At 62.3% G+C, this 20307-nt stretch carries 19 protein-coding genes and 1 pseudogene; 14 read left to right on the plus strand and 6 right to left on the minus strand.

Features of this window, described 5'->3' with window-relative positions; translation table 11 throughout:
- Positions 1–10: 10 nt before the first annotated feature.
- From AC07SU_RS25970 to AC07SU_RS25985, 4 genes are read left to right on the plus strand one after another with little or no spacing between them, the layout of a single operon-like run.
- The gene (locus AC07SU_RS25970; RefSeq protein ID WP_494998667.1) at positions 11–865 is read left to right on the plus strand and encodes a transporter substrate-binding domain-containing protein; all 855 of its coding nucleotides are present in this window, start codon (positions 11–13) and stop codon (positions 863–865) included.
- Positions 865–1569 (plus strand): ABC transporter permease, encoded by a 705-nt coding sequence (locus tag AC07SU_RS25975; RefSeq protein WP_494998668.1) that lies wholly within the window; start codon positions 865–867, stop codon positions 1567–1569. Before AC07SU_RS25970 ends, AC07SU_RS25975 begins: the two co-directional genes overlap by 1 nt.
- Before the next feature lie 7 nt (positions 1570–1576).
- Positions 1577–2275, plus strand: a complete 699-nt coding sequence (locus AC07SU_RS25980) for an ABC transporter permease (RefSeq protein ID WP_494998669.1) — start codon at positions 1577–1579, stop codon at positions 2273–2275.
- Positions 2272–3270 carry a DMT family transporter gene (locus tag AC07SU_RS25985; protein WP_494998670.1) on the plus strand — a complete coding sequence of 333 codons (999 nt, stop codon included), beginning with the start codon at positions 2272–2274 and terminating at the stop codon, positions 3268–3270. Before AC07SU_RS25980 ends, AC07SU_RS25985 begins: the two co-directional genes overlap by 4 nt.
- Here AC07SU_RS25985 and AC07SU_RS25990 read toward each other — a convergent pair.
- A pseudogene (locus tag AC07SU_RS25990) lies at positions 3226–3765 on the minus strand (TetR/AcrR family transcriptional regulator); the annotation flags it as partial. The gene AC07SU_RS25985 and the pseudogene AC07SU_RS25990 overlap by 45 nt on opposite strands.
- Positions 3766–3855: 90 nt before the next feature.
- On the opposite strand from AC07SU_RS25990, the gene AC07SU_RS25995 reads away from it, so the two are divergent.
- Entirely contained in the window at positions 3856–4854 is a 999-nt protein-coding gene (locus AC07SU_RS25995; RefSeq protein WP_494998671.1) for a M14 family metallopeptidase, read from the plus strand.
- A gap of 132 nt (positions 4855–4986) precedes the next feature.
- Positions 4987–7143 carry a dermonecrotic toxin domain-containing protein gene (locus AC07SU_RS26000; protein ID WP_494998672.1) on the plus strand — a complete coding sequence of 719 codons (2157 nt, stop codon included), beginning with the start codon at positions 4987–4989 and terminating at the stop codon, positions 7141–7143.
- Positions 7144–7182: 39 nt separating this feature from the next.
- Here AC07SU_RS26000 and AC07SU_RS26005 read toward each other — a convergent pair whose 3' ends face one another.
- On the minus strand, positions 7183–7998 hold the full coding sequence (locus AC07SU_RS26005; protein WP_176998288.1) for an AraC family transcriptional regulator: 816 nt from the start codon (positions 7996–7998) through the stop codon (positions 7183–7185).
- Positions 7999–8137: 139 nt separating this feature from the next.
- Here AC07SU_RS26005 and AC07SU_RS26010 point away from each other — a divergent pair, with 139 nt between their 5' ends.
- Positions 8138–8938 (plus strand): alpha/beta fold hydrolase, encoded by an 801-nt coding sequence (locus tag AC07SU_RS26010; protein WP_176998287.1) that lies wholly within the window; start codon positions 8138–8140, stop codon positions 8936–8938.
- Between the two features lie 86 nt (positions 8939–9024).
- On the opposite strand, the gene AC07SU_RS26015 is transcribed toward AC07SU_RS26010, so the two are convergent.
- Both AC07SU_RS26015 and AC07SU_RS26020 read right to left on the minus strand, forming a co-directional pair.
- Positions 9025–9813 (minus strand): aldolase, encoded by a 789-nt coding sequence (locus tag AC07SU_RS26015; protein ID WP_176998286.1) that lies wholly within the window; start codon positions 9811–9813, stop codon positions 9025–9027.
- Between the two features lie 3 nt (positions 9814–9816).
- Positions 9817–10521 (minus strand): haloacid dehalogenase type II, encoded by a 705-nt coding sequence (locus AC07SU_RS26020; RefSeq protein ID WP_494998673.1) that lies wholly within the window; start codon positions 10519–10521, stop codon positions 9817–9819.
- A 115-nt stretch (positions 10522–10636) separates the two neighbouring features.
- Here AC07SU_RS26020 and AC07SU_RS26025 point away from each other — a divergent pair, with 115 nt between their 5' ends.
- The 6 genes from AC07SU_RS26025 to xylB all read left to right on the plus strand — a co-directional run bounded on the left by AC07SU_RS26025 (position 10637) and on the right by xylB (position 17588).
- Entirely contained in the window at positions 10637–11494 is an 858-nt protein-coding gene (locus AC07SU_RS26025) for a LysR family transcriptional regulator (RefSeq protein ID WP_494998674.1), read from the plus strand.
- Positions 11495–11625: 131 nt separating this feature from the next.
- Positions 11626–13158, plus strand: coding sequence for a sugar ABC transporter ATP-binding protein (locus tag AC07SU_RS26030; protein ID WP_494998675.1), 1533 nt, complete (start codon positions 11626–11628; stop codon positions 13156–13158).
- Complete coding sequence (locus AC07SU_RS26035) at positions 13151–14128, plus strand: ABC transporter permease subunit (RefSeq protein ID WP_176998280.1); 978 nt, start codon at positions 13151–13153, stop codon at positions 14126–14128. Before AC07SU_RS26030 ends, AC07SU_RS26035 begins: the two co-directional genes overlap by 8 nt.
- 34 nt (positions 14129–14162) lie before the next feature.
- A complete protein-coding gene (locus AC07SU_RS26040; RefSeq protein WP_494998676.1) occupies positions 14163–15095 on the plus strand; it encodes an ABC transporter substrate-binding protein in 933 nt (310 codons plus the stop codon).
- Positions 15096–15118: 23 nt separating this feature from the next.
- The gene (locus AC07SU_RS26045; RefSeq protein ID WP_494998677.1) at positions 15119–16120 is read left to right on the plus strand and encodes a LacI family DNA-binding transcriptional regulator; all 1002 of its coding nucleotides are present in this window, start codon (positions 15119–15121) and stop codon (positions 16118–16120) included.
- Positions 16121–16127: 7 nt separating this feature from the next.
- Positions 16128–17588: a xylulokinase gene (gene xylB / locus AC07SU_RS26050; RefSeq protein ID WP_494998678.1), complete on the plus strand. Its 1461-nt coding sequence runs from the start codon at positions 16128–16130 to the stop codon at positions 17586–17588.
- Between the two features lie 227 nt (positions 17589–17815).
- On the opposite strand, the gene AC07SU_RS26055 is transcribed toward xylB, so the two are convergent.
- Positions 17816–18664, minus strand: a complete 849-nt coding sequence (locus tag AC07SU_RS26055; RefSeq protein WP_494998679.1) for an NmrA family NAD(P)-binding protein — start codon at positions 18662–18664, stop codon at positions 17816–17818.
- A gap of 100 nt (positions 18665–18764) precedes the next feature.
- Positions 18765–19205: an Lrp/AsnC family transcriptional regulator gene (locus AC07SU_RS26060; protein ID WP_176996152.1), complete on the minus strand. Its 441-nt coding sequence runs from the start codon at positions 19203–19205 to the stop codon at positions 18765–18767.
- A 109-nt stretch (positions 19206–19314) separates the two neighbouring features.
- Here AC07SU_RS26060 and AC07SU_RS26065 point away from each other — a divergent pair, with 109 nt between their 5' ends.
- Complete coding sequence (locus AC07SU_RS26065; RefSeq protein WP_494998680.1) at positions 19315–20220, plus strand: DMT family transporter; 906 nt, start codon at positions 19315–19317, stop codon at positions 20218–20220.
- The last annotated feature ends 87 nt before the right edge of the window (positions 20221–20307 follow it).

A 20307-nucleotide genomic window follows, 5' to 3' on the forward strand; every position in this document is an offset into this window, starting at 1 on the left:
GGGGCAACTCATGAAATGCAAACGCATGGCAACGTGGTTGGGCAGTGCAGTGTTGATGTTGGCCGCAGGTTTTACCTGGGCGGCGGAAAAACCCATCGTGTTCGCGGTGGCGGCCGAACCTTACCCGCCGTTCACGGTAAAAGGCGGCAACGGCCAGTGGTCGGGGTTTGAGGTGGACCTGATCCACAAGCTGTGCGAGGGCATGAAAGCCGAGTGCCAGATCAAGGAAGTGGCGTGGGACGGCATCATCCCGTCACTGCTGGCCAAGAAGATCGACGTGATTTTCTCGTCGATGTCGGTGACCGACGAGCGTGAAAAACAGATCGCCTTCAGCCGCGCCTATTACGACTCGCTGCTGGGCGTGGCCGGGCCCAAGGGCGCCACCGTGGACATCACGCCTGAAGGCCTGAAGGGCAAGTTGATTGGCGTGCAGATCTCCACGGTCAGCGCCAACTACCTGAAGAAGTACTACGAGAACATCGCCGACCTGAAGTACTACGACACCCAGGAATCGGCCAACGCCGACCTGATCGCCGGGCGCATCGACTACATGATGGCCGACGACACCGCCATCGCCATGATGGTCAAGACCCCGGAAGCCAGCGGCCTGGCCCATATCGCCAGCGTGCCCTATGACCCAATCATCGGCCGTGGCGTCGGTGCCGGGTTGCGCAAGGAAGACACCGCGCTCAAGGCGCGCCTGGACAAAGCCATCGGCGAACTGCTGGTGAGCAAGGACTATGACGACCTGTCCCAGCACTACTTTGGCCTGTCGGTCAGCCCGTGCAAGCGCGGCGATACGCCGGCCTATGTCAGCAAGACCTGTGACAGCCCCTACCAGCAAATCGCCCAGAAGAGCGAATAATGTTCGACCTCTTAAGCTTCGGCGAACAAGGATGGGGTAACGCGCTGCTCAAGGGGTTATGGATGACCCTGCAAATTTCCGCCGGCTCCTTTGCGGTGGGGTTGCTGATCGGGCTGGTGGTGGCGTGCGCCAAACTCAGCGCCCCACGCCCGCTTGCACTGCTGATGCGCGGCTACACCACGGTGTTTCGGGCGGTGCCGGAACTGCTGCTGATCCTGCTGCTGTATTACGCCGGCGCCATGGGCCTGAATGCGTTGATCGTCAGCCTGGGCTTCGAGCAGCTGAATATCAGCGGCCCGCTGGTGGCGATCCTGGTGTTGGGGTTGGTGCAGGGTGCGTATGCCTCGGAGATTTTCCGCGCGGCGATCCTGGCCATTCCCCATGGCCAGATCGAAGCGGCGCGGGCCTTTGGCTTGAGCGGCTTTGGCCTGTTCCGTCGGGTGACGTTGCCGATCATGGCGCCGTACGCCTTGGCGGGCATGTCCAACCTGTGGATCAACTTGATCAAGGACAGTGCCCTGATCAGCGTGGTCGGCACCAACGAGTTGCTCTACACCGCCAAGCAGGCGGCGGGTTCCACCCGCCAATACCTGCTGTTCTACCTCACGGCCGCCGCCTTGTATTACCTGGTGACGCTGGCTTCCAACTACCTGTCCGGACGCCTGGAGCGACGTATTCGTCGCTGGATGCCGGTTGTCGAGTGAGGGGCGCATGCCTGAGTGGATAAGTTACTACGCGGGGTTGATCGCCAAAGGCTTGCAGACCACCTTGTCGCTGCTGGTGATTTCGGCGGTGCTCGGCTTTGCCCTGGCGGTGCTGGTGGCGCTGGCGCGCTTGTCGCGGCGCAAGTGGCTGGCCCGCAGCGCACTGGCCTACACCAGCGTGCTGCGGGGCACGCCGTTGCTGATCCAGATCTACATTTTCTATTACGGCCTGGGCAGTTTGTTCGCCCAGTTCCCGATGATTCGCGGCAGCTTCCTGTGGCCGTTCCTGCGCGACGGCTACTGGTACATCGTGTTTGCTCTGGTGCTGTCGGTGGGCGCCTATGTGGGGGAGGTGATTCGCGGTGGCCTGCTGGCGGTGCCCAAGGGTGAGATGGAAGCTGCCTCGGCATTCGGCATGACGCCGCGCCAGGCCTTGCTACGGGTGCGCCTGCCACGGGCGATGCGTCTGTTGCTGCCGACCCTGGCCGGTGAAACGGTGATGCTGCTCAAATCCACCGCGCTGGCGTCGACGATTGCCGTGGTGGACCTGCTCGGCGTGGCGAACGTTGTGCGTGCGCAAACCCTGCAGATCTATCAACCGCTGCTGTTGGTGGCCGGGGTGTACCTGTGCCTGACGTTCCTGATCGAAGGCGTCTACGCCATCGCCGAACGGCGTGGCACGCCGCTGCGCAGGTCAGTGGGATGAACAGGGACCGCTCGCTGCAAGGGATTGCCCTGTGTTCGCTGGCCTATGCGTTTTTGGCCCTGCAGGACGCGGTGATCAAGTGGCTGGTGGCCGATTATTCGGTGTTCACCATTCTGTTCTGGCGCAGCCTGGTGGTGGTGGCTGCCTGCGTGATTGCCGGGCGCCTGGGCTTGTTGCGCCGCGCCTGGACCTCGGTCAGCCGAAAGTTGCTGGTCGTGCGCGGGTTGCTGTCGTTGCTGGCGTGGTTGCTGTATTACACCGCCGCCAAGGACCTGACCCTGGCGGAAATGACTACCTTGTATTTCTCGGCGCCGATCATGGTCACCTTGCTGGCGGCGTTGATCCTCAAGGAGCGCGCCAGTCGCGGCCAGTGGATCTCGCTGATCATCGGCTTTGTCGGCGTGATGATCGCGTGTCGCCCAAGCAACATGGTCGATCCCTTGCCGATTGCCCTGACGCTGGCCGCCGCGTTGTGCTGGGCGTTCACGTACATCCAATTGCGCCAGGTCGACCCGACCACCTCGGTGCTGGAGCAGATGCTGATCACCAACGTGGTATTCGTGATCTGCATGGCCGTGACCTTGCCCTGGACCCACACCCCCGCGCCCACACCGTCCTGGCTTGGCATGCTCGCGGCGGGGTTGGTCGGCGGTATCGGTCAGTTCCTGTTGTTTGCCAGCTTCCGGCGCGCCACGGCGACCTTGCTGGCACCGTTCGAATACACCGGGCTGATCTGGGCGTTCCTGTTGTCGAGCCTGATCTGGGGCACCTCGATGGACGCTTCGCTGATCATCGGCGCGGTGTTGATCGCCGTCAGCGGCACCCTGGCCATGCTCAGTGCACGCCACCCGGAATCACAAGACGTGGTCGGCGCCGAATGCTCCGTGACGCAACCCCTGTACCCAGCAGCGGCAGATGTGCAGCCCGTTGGCGGGGCTGAAGGTGCCGGGGTTGAGACACCCCTCGAGCCAGAGCCCGTCGAGCATCGCCGATAGGCCGATGGCCGCCAGGTGGCTGTCATGGATGACCAGCTGCTCGGCGCGGGCCAGGTCGTCGAGCAGTTGCTGGATCAATGCCAGGTAGGCGCGGTAGCTGTTTTCGTGGGACTGGTTCACGTGGGGCGAGTGGCGGATCAGGCTCCAGAACACCACCCACACGCCGAGCAGGTCAGGGTCCATCACCCGGGGCGAAAAGGATGCACTGAGAAACGCGTCCAGGCGCGCAGCGGCGCCTTCGACGGGTTCCACTTGCGCCCACAGGGCGGTGGTCAGTTCGTTGGCCAGCTTGTGGTAGGTCTCGGCGATCAGCGCATCGATGCTGCCGAAATGGTGGTTGAGCAACCCTACCGACACCCCGGCCTCGGCCGCGATGCGCCGTACGGAAATCCCCGCGTGGCCATCGCGGGCAAGGCAGGTGAGGGTCGCGGCAATCAGCAGGTCCCGGCGTTCGTCGGGGTCGGCACGGCGCAGTTTGGGAGGGTCGACGGTCACAGGAATGCCCTTGAAGAATCACCAGAGTGCCAAGGTTAGTTGAACATCTGTTCAATCTCTACCGTTTAAATCATCAGAGGAGGGCAAGGCATGGCAAAAGACCTTTCGTGGCAAGTGGCGGGCGATGCCGGCAACCTGTTGCACATCGGCGCCTGGCGGTTCGAAGGCGATGGCAGCGGCCCCCGGGTGCACCTGCAAGCGGGCGTGCATGCCGATGAGATCGCCGGGATGTTGGTGTTGCACCAACTGCTGCCACGTTTGCAGGCGTGCCAGGACCAAGGGCGTTTGCGCGGCACCGTGACGGTGGTGCCGCAAGCCAATCCGTTTGGCATCGGTCAGTTTCGCCAGGGCAAATTGCTCGGGCGTTTTCACGAGGCCACCGGGCAGAATTTCAACCGTGGCTTCGACCATTCGCTGGCCCAGGCACGCCCGGCCAACAACTTCGCGCAGTGGCAAAAAAACCTGGTGCAACTGGCGCAGGACGCCGACTTGGTGCTGGACCTGCACACTGACGATGAAGCGCTGCCGTACCTGTATATTCACCGCAGCTTCTGGCCGGAACAAGGTCTGGCGTTGGCGGCGGCGCTGCAGGCCGAGGTGGTGATCGTGTGGGACGAGGGCGGCGATGGCGCGTTTGAAGAAGCCATCATTCACCACGGAACGCCGCGCTTGGCCGCCACTGTCGAGTTGCGCGGCCAGGCGGATGTCAGCGACGTGCTGGCCAAGCAGGACGCCGATGGAATCTGGGCATGGTTGTGCATCAATGGTGTGATCGATGAAGTGGCTGTCATCGCCGAGTGGCAAGGCGAAGTGGTCGACATGGGGTGTATGGAAACCGCTCTGGCGCTCTGCGCCGGGGTGCTGGTGTTCGAGAAAAACCTCGGCGATCAGGTGCAAGAGGGTGAGTGCTTCGCACGGATAATCGGGCGTCCTGGCGACGCCCATTCCGAAGTGATCCTGCACGCCGTACAAGCGGGGCGCATGGTGACCCGTCACCGTGAACGCCTGGTGGCGCAGGGGGCGGTGGTAGCGAAGTTCACCGGTACGCGCCTGTCCGACAGCTACAGCGGCGGAGTGCTGGACCCGTAGTCGTAGGCGAGGCTGGACATATTCGGAATTGAGAAGCGCTAGAACAAATTCGTACGTCAGGATCACACAAGGGAGGACAACGGCCATGGATTATTCCCGCGCCGACAACCCACTCCTTTACCTTGGCCATTTATGCTCATCACATCCTTCAGCCAATCCAGCGCTACGGCAAACAGTGTCTCAGTGCGGGAAAAACGGTCGCAAAAAAACGCTGATCCGCACGTGTACAGTGATCACAAGGCCGCGTTCAGCGAGCGCGTGACAAGCGACCTGAACAACGGCCGCCTCGCGCCTGATGCCAATGCCATGGTCGATGCCGTGTTGTACCCGGGTAAAGCGACCTTGCCCAAAGTGCAGGTCAAGACATTCGCGGTCAATGGCATCCAGGCGAACGACATTCTGTTCATACAGCGTGTACCACCGAATTCCGATGGCCCGAATATTGTGCTGTATGTACCAGAGAAAGACGGTGCTTCCTTTCACTCCTTCAATACGCGCGAGGAAATGAACACCTGGTTGAAAGCCCTCGCGGGTGACCCCCAACGCTTGAGCGCGTTTGCCAAGCACTTCGCAGAAAGCGGATACCCAGGCAGGACGCAAAGTGTCCTCGACACGATGGCCCAGTTCAAAAACAACGACATCAATGCCGTGGTCGGGCCCTTTGCCAATGAACACAGCGATATCTTTGGCCGCCTGGACACAGGTGCATCGGCACCACCGGTGTCGGTCAATGGGTTGAGCAACCTTAAAACGGAGCGTGAGTCGCCAGAGGGACGTGTGCTGTATTCCGGCCTGCGGCCGGACGGTGAAAAAGTCTATTTCCAGTTTGACGCCTATGGGAATTTGTTGGGCGATGGTGACAAAGGCAATTTCTATTTTTTGAACAACGGCGTGAACAGCGGCCGGCCGCTGGTGCCTCTTTCGGAACAAGCGTTCAAGCAAAAGGTTACCAACCAGTCCCTCGACAACGTGGGCGCCAATGATATTCGCGGGTTCTACGATGAGCTGCTCAATCACCTTGAGCACCCATTTTCCGGCTTGGGTGAAGCGTTGCAGGTGTTCGGCGTCAACCAAAATACCGCTGATACCGTTGAACGCTACTTCGATAACCCTTTCAGCGCACTCCTGTTGGACCTGAACAAAAACAACCAGATCGGCAACGTATTCGGTGTCGATAAGCCGACCATGGACGGCGTGCTCAAGGGCGTGGGTGACGTCGCCCAGGGCTTTGTACCCGTTTATGGTCAAGCCCGGGGGCTCGCGACGCTATTGACGAAGGCTATTCGCAATGAGCCGATGACGGACCAGGAAGTTCGCGACCTGGGCGATGCGCTGGGCTTGAAACCGGACAGTCCGGCCAGGAAAAACCTGCCGATGCCTGGGTCGCCCGGTAAACCCGCAGGATCATTGCCGGGTTCCAAGACGGCTGAAGTGAACACGCCGACTGAAAATACGCCTGTCACTGAGGTTGAGGAGCCCTCACCGGCAGCCCCTTCTGCAACGCCCCAATACCCGGGTTTCAGAAGCGTTTCGTTCCAGGGAGAAAATCGTTACTTCGCAGCTGAGACGCCGGATGCGGGCGATGGTGAGCACTACCTGCTGCGAGTCAAGGACCCGAATGATCCGACCCGATTAGTCAGCAGCGGCATCGTTGCCAAGCCAGACAATACGGGGGGCTGGGTACGCAGAGGTGTCAGTGGCGGCGGTGGCAGCAGTTCAAAATCGGCCGCGCCGCAGGCATCTGCCAGCGGCGGAGACTCGACGGGTTTCCTGGAGGACCTGCTGAAACAGCGTAACGAGACGCCAGGGGCAACGCCCGGGATCACGTCTGTCGCTCAACTCCAGGCTGAGGATTTTCCCGTACCTGCCAGGATCTATCGGGCTCACACCGGGACCGAAAATCCATCTGTTACCGGCCTGCGTCGTGCCGCAGGCACAACAACGTCGGGTGATGACTACCTGGCGGCAATTATCAAACACACGGCACGCCAGGGCGGCAGCAATGGCGAGGTCATGTCCTTCAGTACCCGTGAGATGAAGGCAGAAAGTTTCGCCAGGCAGTACTCCACCAACAACAACAAAGTGCCGGTTTACACTGTGGACACCACCCAAGACCCCTCCGCGTTTCGAACCGTGCCCGATATCATCCTTAAAGATGGGGAGCGCCTGGTGAGGGAAGGGAAAATAACCAAGGCGACCTTGCTCCAGGCTATCGATAAAGTTCAGCTCAACGAGCAGGAGGTATTTTATGTGAAGGGCGACGTGCCCCCGCAGTATCTGATTCTCTAGCTGTGCAATGCATCGGTCTGGTGCGCCAAGTCCTTGAAATCACTGCTGCTGCACCCATTCCCGCGGGCTGGTGCCGATCTTGCGTCGAAACGCCCTGGCCAGCGCCGATGGGCTTTCATAGCCCACTTCATCGGCAATCAGCGCGATGGGCCGGCCTTCGCGCAGGCGTTTCTGCGCCAGGCTAACGCGCCAGCTCAGCACATAGTCGGCCGGGGTCTGGCCGACGACTTTGTGAAAGTACGCGGCGAAGCTGGCGCGGGACATGTTCGACTCCACGGCCATTTCCTGCACGGTCCACGGGCGTTCCGGATGGTTGTGCAGCAAGGTCATGGCCCGCGCCAGGCGCAGGTCGGCCAGGCCCGACATCATCCCTGTGGTCATGCTGTGCTCGGCCATCATATGGCGCAGGAACTGGATCACCATCAATTCGAACAGGCGGTTCATCACCGCTTCGCGGCCACAATGCTCGGCGAAGGCTTCGCTGAACAACCAGTCGAGGGTGCCGGCAATCATCGGAATCTGGTCGAGGGGCATGACGATGGTGTCGGTCAAGGCTACTGACAACGGGTTGTCCAGGCCGCCGTCGAAGCGCAATGAGGCGGCAACCACCTGGGCGCCATCCTCCGCGCTCGCCAGTAGCCGATGAGGCAGCGGGCGGGGCACCAGCACCAGGCTGGGCTTGGGAATGCGCAACGGCCCGTCGGGCATGTCCAGGGTGGCCTGGCCTTCCTTGAGCAGGTAAACCCGGCCGCGTTGCTGCAGGTCCCGGGTGTCGATGGCGCCGCGCAGCGGGCCACTGTGGAAGGTATCGGCACCGATGCCGAAGTGCACGAGCAGGGTGGACAAACGATCCATGACTCACCTGAGTGTAAATAATCTGTTTAGACGATCTGCGCCATATCGTCGACTAATAGCCTCCATTTGTAAATTCGGTTTCGGCATCATGGCTCCACGTTCAACGCCTTGAGCGCCTAACCCAACGGAGCAAATGCCCATGAAAACCTTCAAGTTCTCCCGTGTTGCCGCCGCCCTGTTCACCGGCGCACTCGCCCTTGGCGCCGCCTCTGCCAGCTTCGCCGATACCCAGAAAGCCACCGTGGTGCTGGTGCATGGCGCCTTCGCGGACGCCTCCAGCTGGAACGGCGTGATCGCCGGGCTCAAGGCCGAAGGTTATCCGGTGGTTGCTGTGGCCAACCCGCTGCGCAGCGTGAAGACCGACTCTGACTATGTGGCCGATATCGTCGAACACACCCCCGGTCCGGTGATCCTGGTTGGCCATTCCTACGGTGGTTCGGTGATCACTAATGCCGTACACGGCAGCGACAAGGTCAAGGCCCTGGTGTATGTCGCCGCCTTCGCCCCGGAAAAGGGCGAGACCGCCTTTGAACTGTCTGGCCGCTATCCGGGCGGCACCCTGGGGCCGACCCTGGACAAACCGGTGGTGTCCGGGGACGGCGTGACCGACCTGTATATCCAGCAGGACAAGTTCAACAGCCAGTTCGCCGCCGACGTTGCGCCGAAGGACGCACAACTGATGGCTGCCGGTCAGCGTCCGATTACCGAGGCCGCACTGAAGGAACCATCGGGTGATCCGGCGTGGAAAAAACTGCCGTCCTACTTCATATACGGTTCAGCCGACAAAAATATTCCCGAGGCTGCGCTTAAATTCATGGCGGACCGTGCCGGCTCCAAGGAAACCATCGACATCAAAGGCGCCTCCCACGTGGTGATGGTCTCCAACCCCGCGCGAGTGGTGGCAATCATCAACGATGCGGCCAAGGCCAATGCTCAATGAAGTAGGCCCCTCAAGCCCACGGCCTGAAACCCGATGCCGCATTCTGTCTGACAGGATGCGGCGTTTTCATTGGGGCGGGCTCGCACCTATCGATCAAAATGCGAACCGCGCAACTTCAATCGGCGCATCGCACTGTCCAGATGGGCCCGCGCGCTGGCCGGATCACCTTCGCGCATCTGTGAGGAGGCCAACTTTGCCACCTGTGGATCGATCGGTTTTAGCACCCCGCCGCAGGCCATGGCCTTGAGTTGTACCTGGGCGGCACGTTCCAGGTAATACAAGTCATCCCAGGCTTCGGCGATGTTGGGCGCGGTTACCATCACGCCGTGGTTTTTGAGGAACAATACGTCGGCGTCGCCCAATTCCGCTGCAATGCGCTGGCCTTCACGGTTGTCCAGGGCCAGGCCGTTGTAGTGCTCATCCACCGCCGTGCGCCCGTAGAACTTCAACGCGGTCTGCCCCAGCCACAGTAGCGGTGGGCCTTGCAGCAGGCACAGCGCAGTGGCATTGGGCATATGGGTATGGAACGCTGCCTTGATGCGTGGCTGCTGCTGGTGCAGTTGGGCGTGGATGTAGAACGCAGTGGCTTCCGGCGTACCGTCGCCATCAATCACGTTGCCGGCGTAATCACACACCAACAGATGCGAAGCGGTGATTTCCTCGAAGGCATAGCCGAACGGGTTGACGAAGAACAACCCGTCATGCCCCGGCACCGTGGCCGAAAAGTGGTTGCAGATGCCTTCTTCCAGGCCATGCAGCGCCGCCAATTGCAGGCAGGCGGCGAGCTCTACCCGGGCTTCGATGGCGGCAACCGTGTCGAGGTTGAAGCGCCCGGCGTGGGGGCCGAGCGAGGAGGGTGTGAACGTGTGGGCCATGGCTTACCACCCCAGAGACTTGAACAGCTCGGGCACGCCGTCGAGGGCTGGCAGGGTTGCGTCCGGCGTGTAGTCGGCGAGCAGTTGCCGGCCGGTGCCACGGTCGATCCACACGCAGCGAAAGCCGATATCCCGCGCGGCGGCGTGGTCCAAATGCGGGCTGGCGCAGATGTGCACCACCTGGTCGAGGCTCACCCCAAGTTGCGCATGGGCATGGTCGAACAAGCGGCGATCCGGCTTGTAGGCTCCCGCCTGCTGCGCGGTGATTACGCGGTCGATATACCCACCCAACTGCGCGACATTGCCGGCAATCACGTCATCGTCGGTATTGGAGACGATGCACAGTTTGTAACCCTGCTGCTTTAACTGCTTGAGCGTGCCCAGCACCTCGGGGAACGGCGGCATGGCACCGATGCTGTCGGTCAGGATCGCGGCATCGTCAGGGCTGGCGCTCAGGCCCAGTTCTTTGAGCGCCAACTGCAGACTCAGCCCGGCCAAGGTGCGGAAGCTGCGATGGGGCGGCGTTTGTTCCAGCGCGTGTTCGTGGTGGTCGTAGACGCTGATCAGGGTCTCGCGGTCCACCTGGTGGTCGCCCTTGGCCTCCAGGATCCGGTCGACGGCGGCGCGCAGGCCTTCATCCCATTGGATCAATGTGCCGTAGCAGTCAAAGGTCAGCCAGAGCGGGCGAGGGGAGTGTTCGAGCGGCATGGGGTTCACCTGTTGCGTCGTGAGTGATGGAGACAGCATAGAAAGCGTGGCTGTCAGTTGGAAATTAAATTAACCTCTGCATCACAGTTGAATAGTCGATATGAAGGCCGCCGCCATGTTTGATCTGGAACTGCTGCAAACCCTGGTCTGTGTCGTGGACGAAGGCAGCTTCACTCGCGCCGCCGAGCGGGTGCACCGCACTCAATCCACGGTCAGCCAGCAGATTCGCAAGCTGGAAGAGAGCGTTGGGCACGTGTTGCTGGTGCGTGATCGCTCTGGCCAGCACGTCAGCCCTACCGAACAGGGCGAGTTGCTGACCCATTACGCCCGCCGCCTGTTGAACCTGTCCCTCGAAGCGCGAGATGCGTTGAATACCGAAGCCAAAGTGGTGCCCGTCAGGTTAGGCGTGCCGGAGGACTTCGACGCGACGCGCATGGCCTCGATCCTCTCCGGATTTGTTCGTGCACGCCCGCAAGCGCGACTGGAAACAGTCAGCGGCATGAGTACCGACCTGCGCCGGCAACTGGAAGCGGGCGAGATCGACATTGCCTTGGTCAAGCGCGAAGTCGGCAGCGGCGAGTGCCATGCCAGCTGGCCGGAGCCTCTGGTGTGGGTGTGTGGCGATGGCCAGGATTTGCACGCTGAAACGCTGCCACTGGCGTTGTTTCCCCAAGGTTGCATCTACCGCCAACGCGCCATCCGCACCTTGGACAAGGCGCGACGCAGCTGGCGCGTGGCGTTTGGCAGCCACAGCCTCACGGGTATCCAGGCGGCGGTGACGTCGGGCCTCGGTATCAGCATCCTGCCCGTCAGCGCCGTACTGCCCAGCCATCGGGTGTGTACAGAACTGCCACCTGTGCCGCCGTCGGAACTCGCGCTGATCAGCGCGGGCACGCGACTGAGCGAGACCCACCGGGGGCTGATCAAGTGCCTGAGCGAAGCGGTTTCATCCTCGGCGACATTTAACGGGTAACGCCAATAACGTTTTGGTGAAACGTTTAATCAAACGATAAACGGCACACGCAAGCGCTTGCGTAAGGAAATGTAACTGGCATAGAGTCGGCAGCACTCGACAACAAAAATAATAAAACCAGGAGCTCATTCATGAGCCTTGAACCCTTGCTTGAGATGCAGGGCATCAGCAAAACCTTCAACGGTGTGCGGGTGCTCAAGTCAGTCGGCCTGAAGGTCTACCCCGGCGAAATCCACGCCTTGATGGGGGAGAACGGCGCCGGCAAATCCACGCTGATGAAAATCCTTTCCGGCGCCTACCAGGCTGACCCCGGTGGTCAGATCCGCATCGACGGCCAGCCCGTCGCCACCTTCGACCCCGCCAGCGCCAAGACCCACGGCATCGCCGTCATCTACCAGGAACTGAGCCTGTGCCCCAACCTCAGCGTGGCCGAGAATATCTACCTGGGCCGTGAACTGCGCCGTGGCTGGACCATCGACCGCAAAGGCATGCAGGCCGGTTGTGTGCAAGTGCTGCAACGCCTGGGTGCCGAGTTCAAACCGTCGACGCCGGTCAGCAGCCTGTCGATCGCCGAACGCCAGTTGGTGGAAATCGCCCGTGCCTTGCATGGCAACGCCAGGATCCTGGTGATGGACGAACCCACCACGCCGCTGTCCTCCCGCGAGACCGACCGCCTGTTTGCGCTGATCAAGCAACTGCGCAGCCAGGGCCTGGCGATCATCTATATCAGCCATCGCATGGCCGAAATCTACGAGCTGTCCGACCGCGTTTCGGTGCTGCGTGACGGCCAGTACATTGGCGAGTTGACCCGCGACGCGCTGTCGGCCGAGGTGCTGGTGAAAATGATGGTGGGGCGCGACCTGTCAGGTTTCTACAAGAAGGAACACGCCGCCTACAACCCCGGAGACGTGGTGATGCGCGTGCGCGACATGGCCGACGGCAAGCGCGTGCGCCACTGCAGTTTTGACCTGCACGCCGGTGAAGTGCTGGGCATCGCTGGTTTGGTCGGGGCAGGGCGCACCGAGCTGGCGCGGCTGATCTTCGCCGCCGACCCACGCACCAGCGGCACCCTGGAAGTGGTGGGCAAGACCGTCACCCAACTGCGCACCCCGGCCGACGCCATCCGCGCAGGCGTGGTGTACCTCACCGAGGACCGCAAGGCCCAGGGCCTGTTCCTCGACATGAGCGTGGCCGACAACATCAACGTCTGCGCCTGTGTGCCGGATGCCCATGCCGGTGGCGTGCTCGACCGCCAGCACGCGGCGCAGCGCGCCAAGGATGCGATCCAGTCACTGTCGATTCGTGTGGCGTCGGGCAAGGTCAACGTCGGCGCCTTGTCGGGCGGCAATCAGCAAAAGGTACTGTTGGCGCGCTTGCTGGAGGTCAGGCCCCACGTGTTGATCCTCGACGAGCCCACCCGTGGCGTGGACATCGGCTCCAAGTCCGAGATCTACCGCATCATCAATCAACTGGCGCTGGCCGGTGTGGGCATCGTGGTGATCTCCAGCGAGCTGCCGGAAATCATCGGCACCTGCGACCGCGTGCTGGTGATGCGCGAAGGCCAGTTGGTGGCCGAAGTCGGCGGGGCATCGGGCTACGCCATTTCCCAGGAACGCATTATTGACCTCGCCACCGGTGGCGATCAGGTGGTTGCCCATGGCTGAGTTGAACATTGCTCCAACAGGTAAGGCAGAACGCGCACGTGAACTGATGCGCACGGTGGGCATGTTGCCCGTGCTGGTCTTGTTGCTGGTGGGGTTCGCCCTGGCCAGCGAGAACTTCATGACCGTGCAGAACCTGTCGATCATCACCCAGCAGGCCTCGGTCAATGTGGTGCTGGCGGCGGGCATGACCTTTGTGATCCTCACGGCAGGTATCGACTTGTCTGTCGGTGCGATCCTGGCGGCGTCCGCTGTGGTGGCGCTGCAGGTGTCGCTGTCGCCGCAGTTCGGCATGTTCGGGATTGCTGCGGGTATCGGCTTCGGCCTGTTGCTGGGCCTGGTCAATGGCGGACTGATCGCGTTCATGCGCCTGCCGCCGTTCATTGTCACCCTCGGCGCGCTGACCGCCATGCGCGGCCTTGCGCGCCTGCTGGCCGATGACAAGACCGTGTTCAACCCCGACCTGCCGTTTGCCTTTATCGGCAACGACTCGATCCTCGGCGTGCCGTGGCTGGTGGTGATTGCCGTGGCCGTGGTGGTGCTGTCGTGGTTCATCCTGCGCCGCACCGTGATGGGTGTGCAGATCTACTCGGTGGGTGGCAACCCGGAAGCGGCGCGGCTGTCGGGGATCAAAGTGTGGAAAGTGCTGCTGTTCGTCTACGCCATGTCCGGCGCCCTGGCCGGGCTGGGCGCGGTGATGAGTGCTTCGCGCCTGTTCGCCGCCAATGGCCTGCAACTGGGCCAGTCCTATGAGCTGGATGCAATTGCTGCGGTCATCCTGGGCGGCACCAGTTTTACCGGTGGCGTCGGCACCATCGGCGGCACGCTGATCGGTGCCCTGATCATCGCGGTGCTCACCAACGGCCTGGTGCTGCTGGGGGTGTCGGACATCTGGCAGTACATCATCAAGGGCATCGTGATCATTGGCGCGGTGGCGCTGGATCGCTATCGCCAGTCCGGTGCGCGGACCTGAATCGACTCCCCTAACAATCACAAGAGAGACCGGTATGAACCTAAAACGCATCTTTCCCGTTGTCGCCTTGGCTGCCCTGATGTCCCAGGCCGTAGACGCCCGCGAACTCAAGGCCCTGGGTATCAGTATGGGCTCGCTGGGCAACCCGTATTTCGTAACCCTGGCCGATGGCGCAACCGCACGAGCCAAGGAGCTGAACCCCAACGTCAAGGTCACCTCGGTGTCGGCGGACTATGACCTGAGCAAGCAGTTCTCGCAGATCGACAACTTCATTTCGTCCAAGGTTGATCTGATCCTGCTCAACGCGGTGGACCCGTCGGCCATGGCCTCGGCGATCAAGAAAGCCCGTGACGCGGGGATTGTGGTGGTGGCGGTGGACGTGGACGCCAAGGGCGTAAACGCCACGGTGCAGACCGACAACGTCGAAGCCGGCAAGTTGGCCTGCCAGTTCCTGGTGGACAAGCTCTCGGGCAAGGGCAACGTGATCATCCAGAACGGCCCGCAAGTCACCGCCGTGACCGACCGCGTCAAAGGTTGCAAAGCCGCCCTGGCCAGTGCGCCAGAGATCAAGGTGCTGTCCGATGACCAGGACGGCAAAGGTTCCCGCGAAGGCGGCCTGAACGTGATGCAGGGTTACCTCACGCGCTTCCCGAAAATCGACGGCCTGTTCGCGATCAACGACCCGCAAGCCATCGGCAGCGACCTGGCGGCCAAGCAGCTTAAGCGCGGCGGCATCATCATTACCTCGGTGGACGGCGCACCCGACATTGAAAACGCGCTGAAGACCCAGACCCAGATCCAGGCATCCGCCAGCCAGGACCCTTGGGCCATGGCCCAGACTGCCGTGAACGTGGGCAATGACATTCTCAATGACAAGGCCCCGGCCGAAGCGGTTACCCTGCTCACGCCAAAACTGATCACCCGTGACAACGTCGGTACGTACAGCGGTTGGTCGAGTCAACATTGATCCACTAAAGGGGTAGCAGCGTCGTGGTCACCATGGATGACGTGGCAAGCAGGGCGGGGGTGTCGACGTCGACGGTGTCCCATGTGCTCAACGGCACCCGCAAAGTCAGCCCGGCCACCGTGCAGGCGGTGCAGCGTGCGATCCAGGAACTGGGCTACATTCCCAACACCCTGGCGCGCTCGCTGGCGCGGTCGAGCACCAGCACGATTGGCGTGGCGATCTCGGCGCTGTCCAACCACTACTTCAGCGAAACCGTGCACGCGATCGAAACCGAGTGTGCACGGCACGGCTACATGATGCTGTTTGTCGACCCCCACGACGACCCGGAGCAGGAGCTACGGGTGGTCACGGCGCTGCATCATCGGCGGGTCGACGGGATCTTGCTGGCACCGTCGACCGGTTCCCGGGCCTTGGAATACTTGCAGGCCAACGAGGTGCCGACGGTGCTGGTGGACCGCATGATGAGCGAGCAGTTTGATCAGATCGGCGTGGAGAACACCGAGTCCACCCAAGCGCTGGTCAGCCATTTGATTGAACACGGCCACCGACGCATCGGCTTTATTGCCGGACGTGCGGGGCTGGGCACCACCGATGAGCGTGTAGCCGGTTACCGCCAGGCGTTGCAGGCGGCCGGGCTGGCGTTTGATCCGCAGTTGCTGGTCAACGGCGGCTCCAGCAGCGAGCCGGCGCGGGCCGCCACCGCACACTTGCTGGCCCTGGAGGCACCGCCCACGGCGATCATGGCCGGCAACAACCTGATGACCCTCGGTGCGATGCACGCTTTGCGGGATGCGCACATCGAGGTACCAGGGCAAATGGCCCTGGTGGGCTTCGACGATTTTGACTGGGCGGATTTCTTCGTGCCGCGCCTGACGCTGATTGCCCAGCCGGTGCAGGACCTGGGCACCCGCGCGGTGCATCTGCTGCTGCAACGCATGGCCTCACCCGACGCGCCGACCCAGAGCCTGCGCCTGGCACCGACCCTGCAACTGAGGCATTCATGTGGCTGTACTGGATTGGAATGATACGCGTATGAGCACACCCGTTTCCCTCGGCATAGACCTCGGCACCTCGGAACTCAAGGCCATCCTGATGGACCTTGATGGCCGCGTATTGGCCCATGCCGGCGTGCGCCTGAGCGTTTCGCGCCGCCACAGCGGCTGGTCCGAGCAGGATCCAGAGGATTGGTGGCAAGCGTGCCTGCAGGCCCTGGAGCAACTGCGCGCCCATCCGGTGTTTACCCGCGTGGCCTGCATCGGCCTGTCGGGCCAGATGCATGGTGCGGTGTTGCTGGGGGACGATAACCGGGTGTTGTACCCGGCAATTTTGTGGGACGACGCCCGCGCCGTGGCCGAAGCCGAACAGCTGGGCCCGGGCTTTGCCGACGTCACCGGAAGCTTGCCCATGGCCGGGCTGACGGCGCCGAAACTGCTGTGGCTGCAACGGCATGAGCCGCAGCTGTTCGCGGCGATTGACTGCGTGCTGTCGCCCAAGGACTACTTGCGTTTGCGCCTGACGGGCGAGCGGATCAGCGAGATGTCCGATGCGGCGGGCACGTTATGGCTGGACGTGGCGAACCGCCAATGGTTCTCCCCCATGGTGCGAGCGACGGGCCTGGCCCCGGAGCAGATGCCGCGTTTGGTCGAGGGCGGCGCGGCGAGTGCCCAGCTGACGGCACCCGAGCTGGGTTTGTCGGCGCAAGTGGTGATCGCAGGCGGTGGCGGCGACAACCCGGTGGCCGCCGTCGGCATCGGTGCGATCAATGCCGGCGATGGTTTCATCACCCTGGGTACCAGCGCGGCGATTGTCGCGATCACCGATCATGCGGCCGGTAACCCGTCGAGTGCCGTGCACAGCTTTTGCCATGCGCTGCCAGACCGCTGGTACACCATGGGCGCGATGCTGGCGGGTGCCAGTTGCTTGCGCTGGGTAACACGGTTGACCGGCATGCCCGATGAACAGGCGCTGCTGGTACAGGTCCAGGCGCAACTGCCAATGGGCCAAGCGGTGCCTGCGTCCACGCCACTGTTTTTGCCTTACCTTGCGGGGGAGCGCACGCCGCACAATGATCCTTTGTTGCGTGGCGGGTTCATGAACCTGGGCCATGACTGCACGCCCGCGATGCTGGGTTATGCGGTGATGGAGGGGGTGGGGTTTGGTTTACTGGATGCGTTGCGCGCGGTGCAATCGGCAGGGGCCGACGTCGGCGCATGCGCCCTGGTGGGTGGCGGCGCACGCAGTGAGTATTGGGCGCAATTGCTGGCCAATATCCTGCAGCGGGAGATCTTCACCCTGCACGGCAGTGAACTGAGCGCGTGCATCGGTGCGGCGAAACTGGGCTTCCTGGCCATCGGGCAGGGCGCGGATCTGCTGCAAGCGGGAATGCCCGTGAAGGCGCGGTACGTGCCGGATACTGCGCAATACGCAGTGTTGTCGGCCCGCTACCACCAGTTCCAAGGCTTGCTCGCCGCCGCCAAAACACTGCACGAATAAACCACACAGACCAAACTGTAGGAGCCGGCTTGCCGGCGATAGCGTCAGATCAGCCACCCAATGAGTCGGCTGGACCACCGCCATCGCCGGCAAGCCAGCTCCTACAGAGTTTTAATTGAGCCGTTCACGCACCGAACTGTAGGAGCTGGCTTGCCAGCGATGGCGGAATGTCTGTCAGCGAAGATGCAAGCGGACCCACCGCAATCGCCGGCCAACCGGTGGTGGTTTTAGCGGGCCAGCTCACGCAATACCGTCAGCAGCGGTGTGCTGCCTTTGATCACATGTTCATGCTCGAAACAGATCCAGCCTTCGTTGAAACCGTCCACCATGCGCATGCGTGGCAACGGGTTTTGCGCGCCTTGCGAGCGCAGCAGGGTTTCCCAGGTATCACGCTCAACCACCTTGGCCCGTACGTCACGGCCGAGTATCTGCGCCAGCGTTTGGGCAATATCGTTGGGGCTGACCCATTGCCCCTCCAATTCCACCACTCGCTTCCCGGACCAGTCCTGCTGCAGCAGTTGCGCCGCGAGTACACCGATATCCGCCGTGGCAATCATCGGCACGGCCTTGTCCAAGGGTTGCAGGAAACTGTGGATCACCCCGGTTTCACGGGCCGTGATCAGGTCGTAGGCGGCATTTTCCATGAACCAGCCCGGGCGCAGGAAGGTCACCGGCAGATCGAGGGCGGCGAGGGCCTGTTCCATCAGGGTGCGCTGGGTCAGCAGGTTGACCTGCTCGGCCTGGGCGCCAATGGTGGACAGGCACAACACCTTCTTCGGCGCAGCCGCCTGCAATGCCTGGCTCACGGCGGCGATCACTGCACGGGCCTCCGGGAAGCCGGGCAGCGGGTCAAACCCTGGTGGCGGCAGGATGAACACACCGGTCGCGCCTTTGAAGGCAGCGGTCAGTGCCTGGGCATCTTCCATCCGGGCAAACGCCACTTCACAGCCCAGGTCCGCCCAATAGGCCGCCTTGGCCTCATCGCGAATCACGGCGCGAACGGGCTGGCCCGCCTTGAGGAGATTGCGTGCCAGGGCGCCGCCGACTTTGCCTGTAATACCGGTAATCACGTACATGAGCTTTACACCTGTGGTTCCAATGAGTGGAGCCCAGCATAAAGACCGTCGACTGTTGACAGAATAGCGATCCAGTCACTGCGCAAGTGACTCAAAATCATCAATGCGCCAGCGGGGGCAAACGTCGTTTCACCGGGGTCTTCTTGACGATGGCCGTGTTGGTTTCGGCGTAGTGGTTGAGGCGGTCGAGCAGGGTGTCCAGTTGCTCCATGGTGCGCACGTGCAGGCGCGCGATGAAGCAGTCGTCGCCGGTGACCTTGTCGCACTCGGTGAACTCGGGGATCGCCTGGATCTGTCGCTCCACCTCCTGCAACTGGCCGGGCAGGGGGCGAATACGCACGATGGCCTGCAGCAGGTAACCGAAGTGCTTGGGGTCGATGTCGACCGTGTAGTGGGTCAGCACGCCACGCTCTTCAAGGCGACGCAGGCGTTCGCCAACGCTGGGCGAAGACAGTCCGGTAATGCCGGCCAAGGCCTTGAGGGACAGCCGCGAATCGTCCATCAGGGCGGCGATCAGTTGCTGGTCGATGGTGTCAAGCATGGTGCCCGCCTAATAAGAAAAGGTGAATCGAAGGGTTTGCCTTTTTTAGTCGCTGGAGGCGCTGCTGAGCAGATTGCCATAATTGAGCCTCACTTGAGGAGCTTCCATCGTGGACACATCTATCCGTCGCGGTTCGTGGGAAATGATCGCCGCCATGCTGATCTCCGGCACCATTGGTTGGTTTGTGCTGGTATCGGGCGTGTCGGTGATCGAAGTGGTGTTCTGGCGCTGTGTGATCGGCGGACTGACGCTGCTGCTGGTGTGCGCCTTGCTCGGCTACCTGCGCCTGGACCTGCTCAGTTGGGTCAAGGTCGGGCTGGCGGTGCTCAGTGGCGTGGCCATCGTGGGCAATTGGTTGCTGTTGTTCGAGTCCTATTCCCACGCGTCCATCGCCATCAGCACAGCGGTGTACAACGTGCAGCCGTTCATGTTGGTGCTGCTGGCGGCGGTGTTTCTCGGTGAGAAGATCACCGTGTTGAAGCTGGCGTGGTTGAGCGTGGCGTTCCTCGGCATGCTGGCGATCGTGACCGCCCATGGCGAGCAGCAGAGTGGCGGAGATTATCTGGCGGGGATCGCGCTGGCGTTGGGCGCGGCGTTTTTGTACGCGATTGCCGCGTTGATCATCAAGCGTTTGAAGGAGGTGCCGCCGCATTTGATGGCGTTGATCCAGGTGGCAACCGGGGCCGTGCTGCTCGCCCCCTTGGTGCCCTGGAACAGCCTGCCGGCTGCCCCCGATGCCTGGGCGGCGATGGTCACCCTGGGAATGGTGCACACCGGCTTGATGTATGTGTTGCTCTACGGCGCGATCCAGAAACTGCCGACGGCGTTGACCGGAGCCCTGTCGTTCATCTACCCGATAGCGGCAATTTTTGTCGACTGGTTTGCCTTCGGGCACCGCCTGGGCTGGCTGCAATGGCTGGGTGTGGCGGCAATTCTCTTCGCCGCCGCCGGCCTGCAACGTGGTTGGACCTGGAGCCTTGCGGTAAAAAGTCTCACCCCCTACAAACCCCAATAACCTCTGTAGTGGGGGGGGGTGGGGGGGGGGGGGGGGGGGGGGGGGGGGGGGGGGGGGGGGGGGGGGGGGGGGGGGGGGGGGGGGGGG

This window comes from Pseudomonas sp. GW821-FHT05H12 (assembly GCF_059419385.1).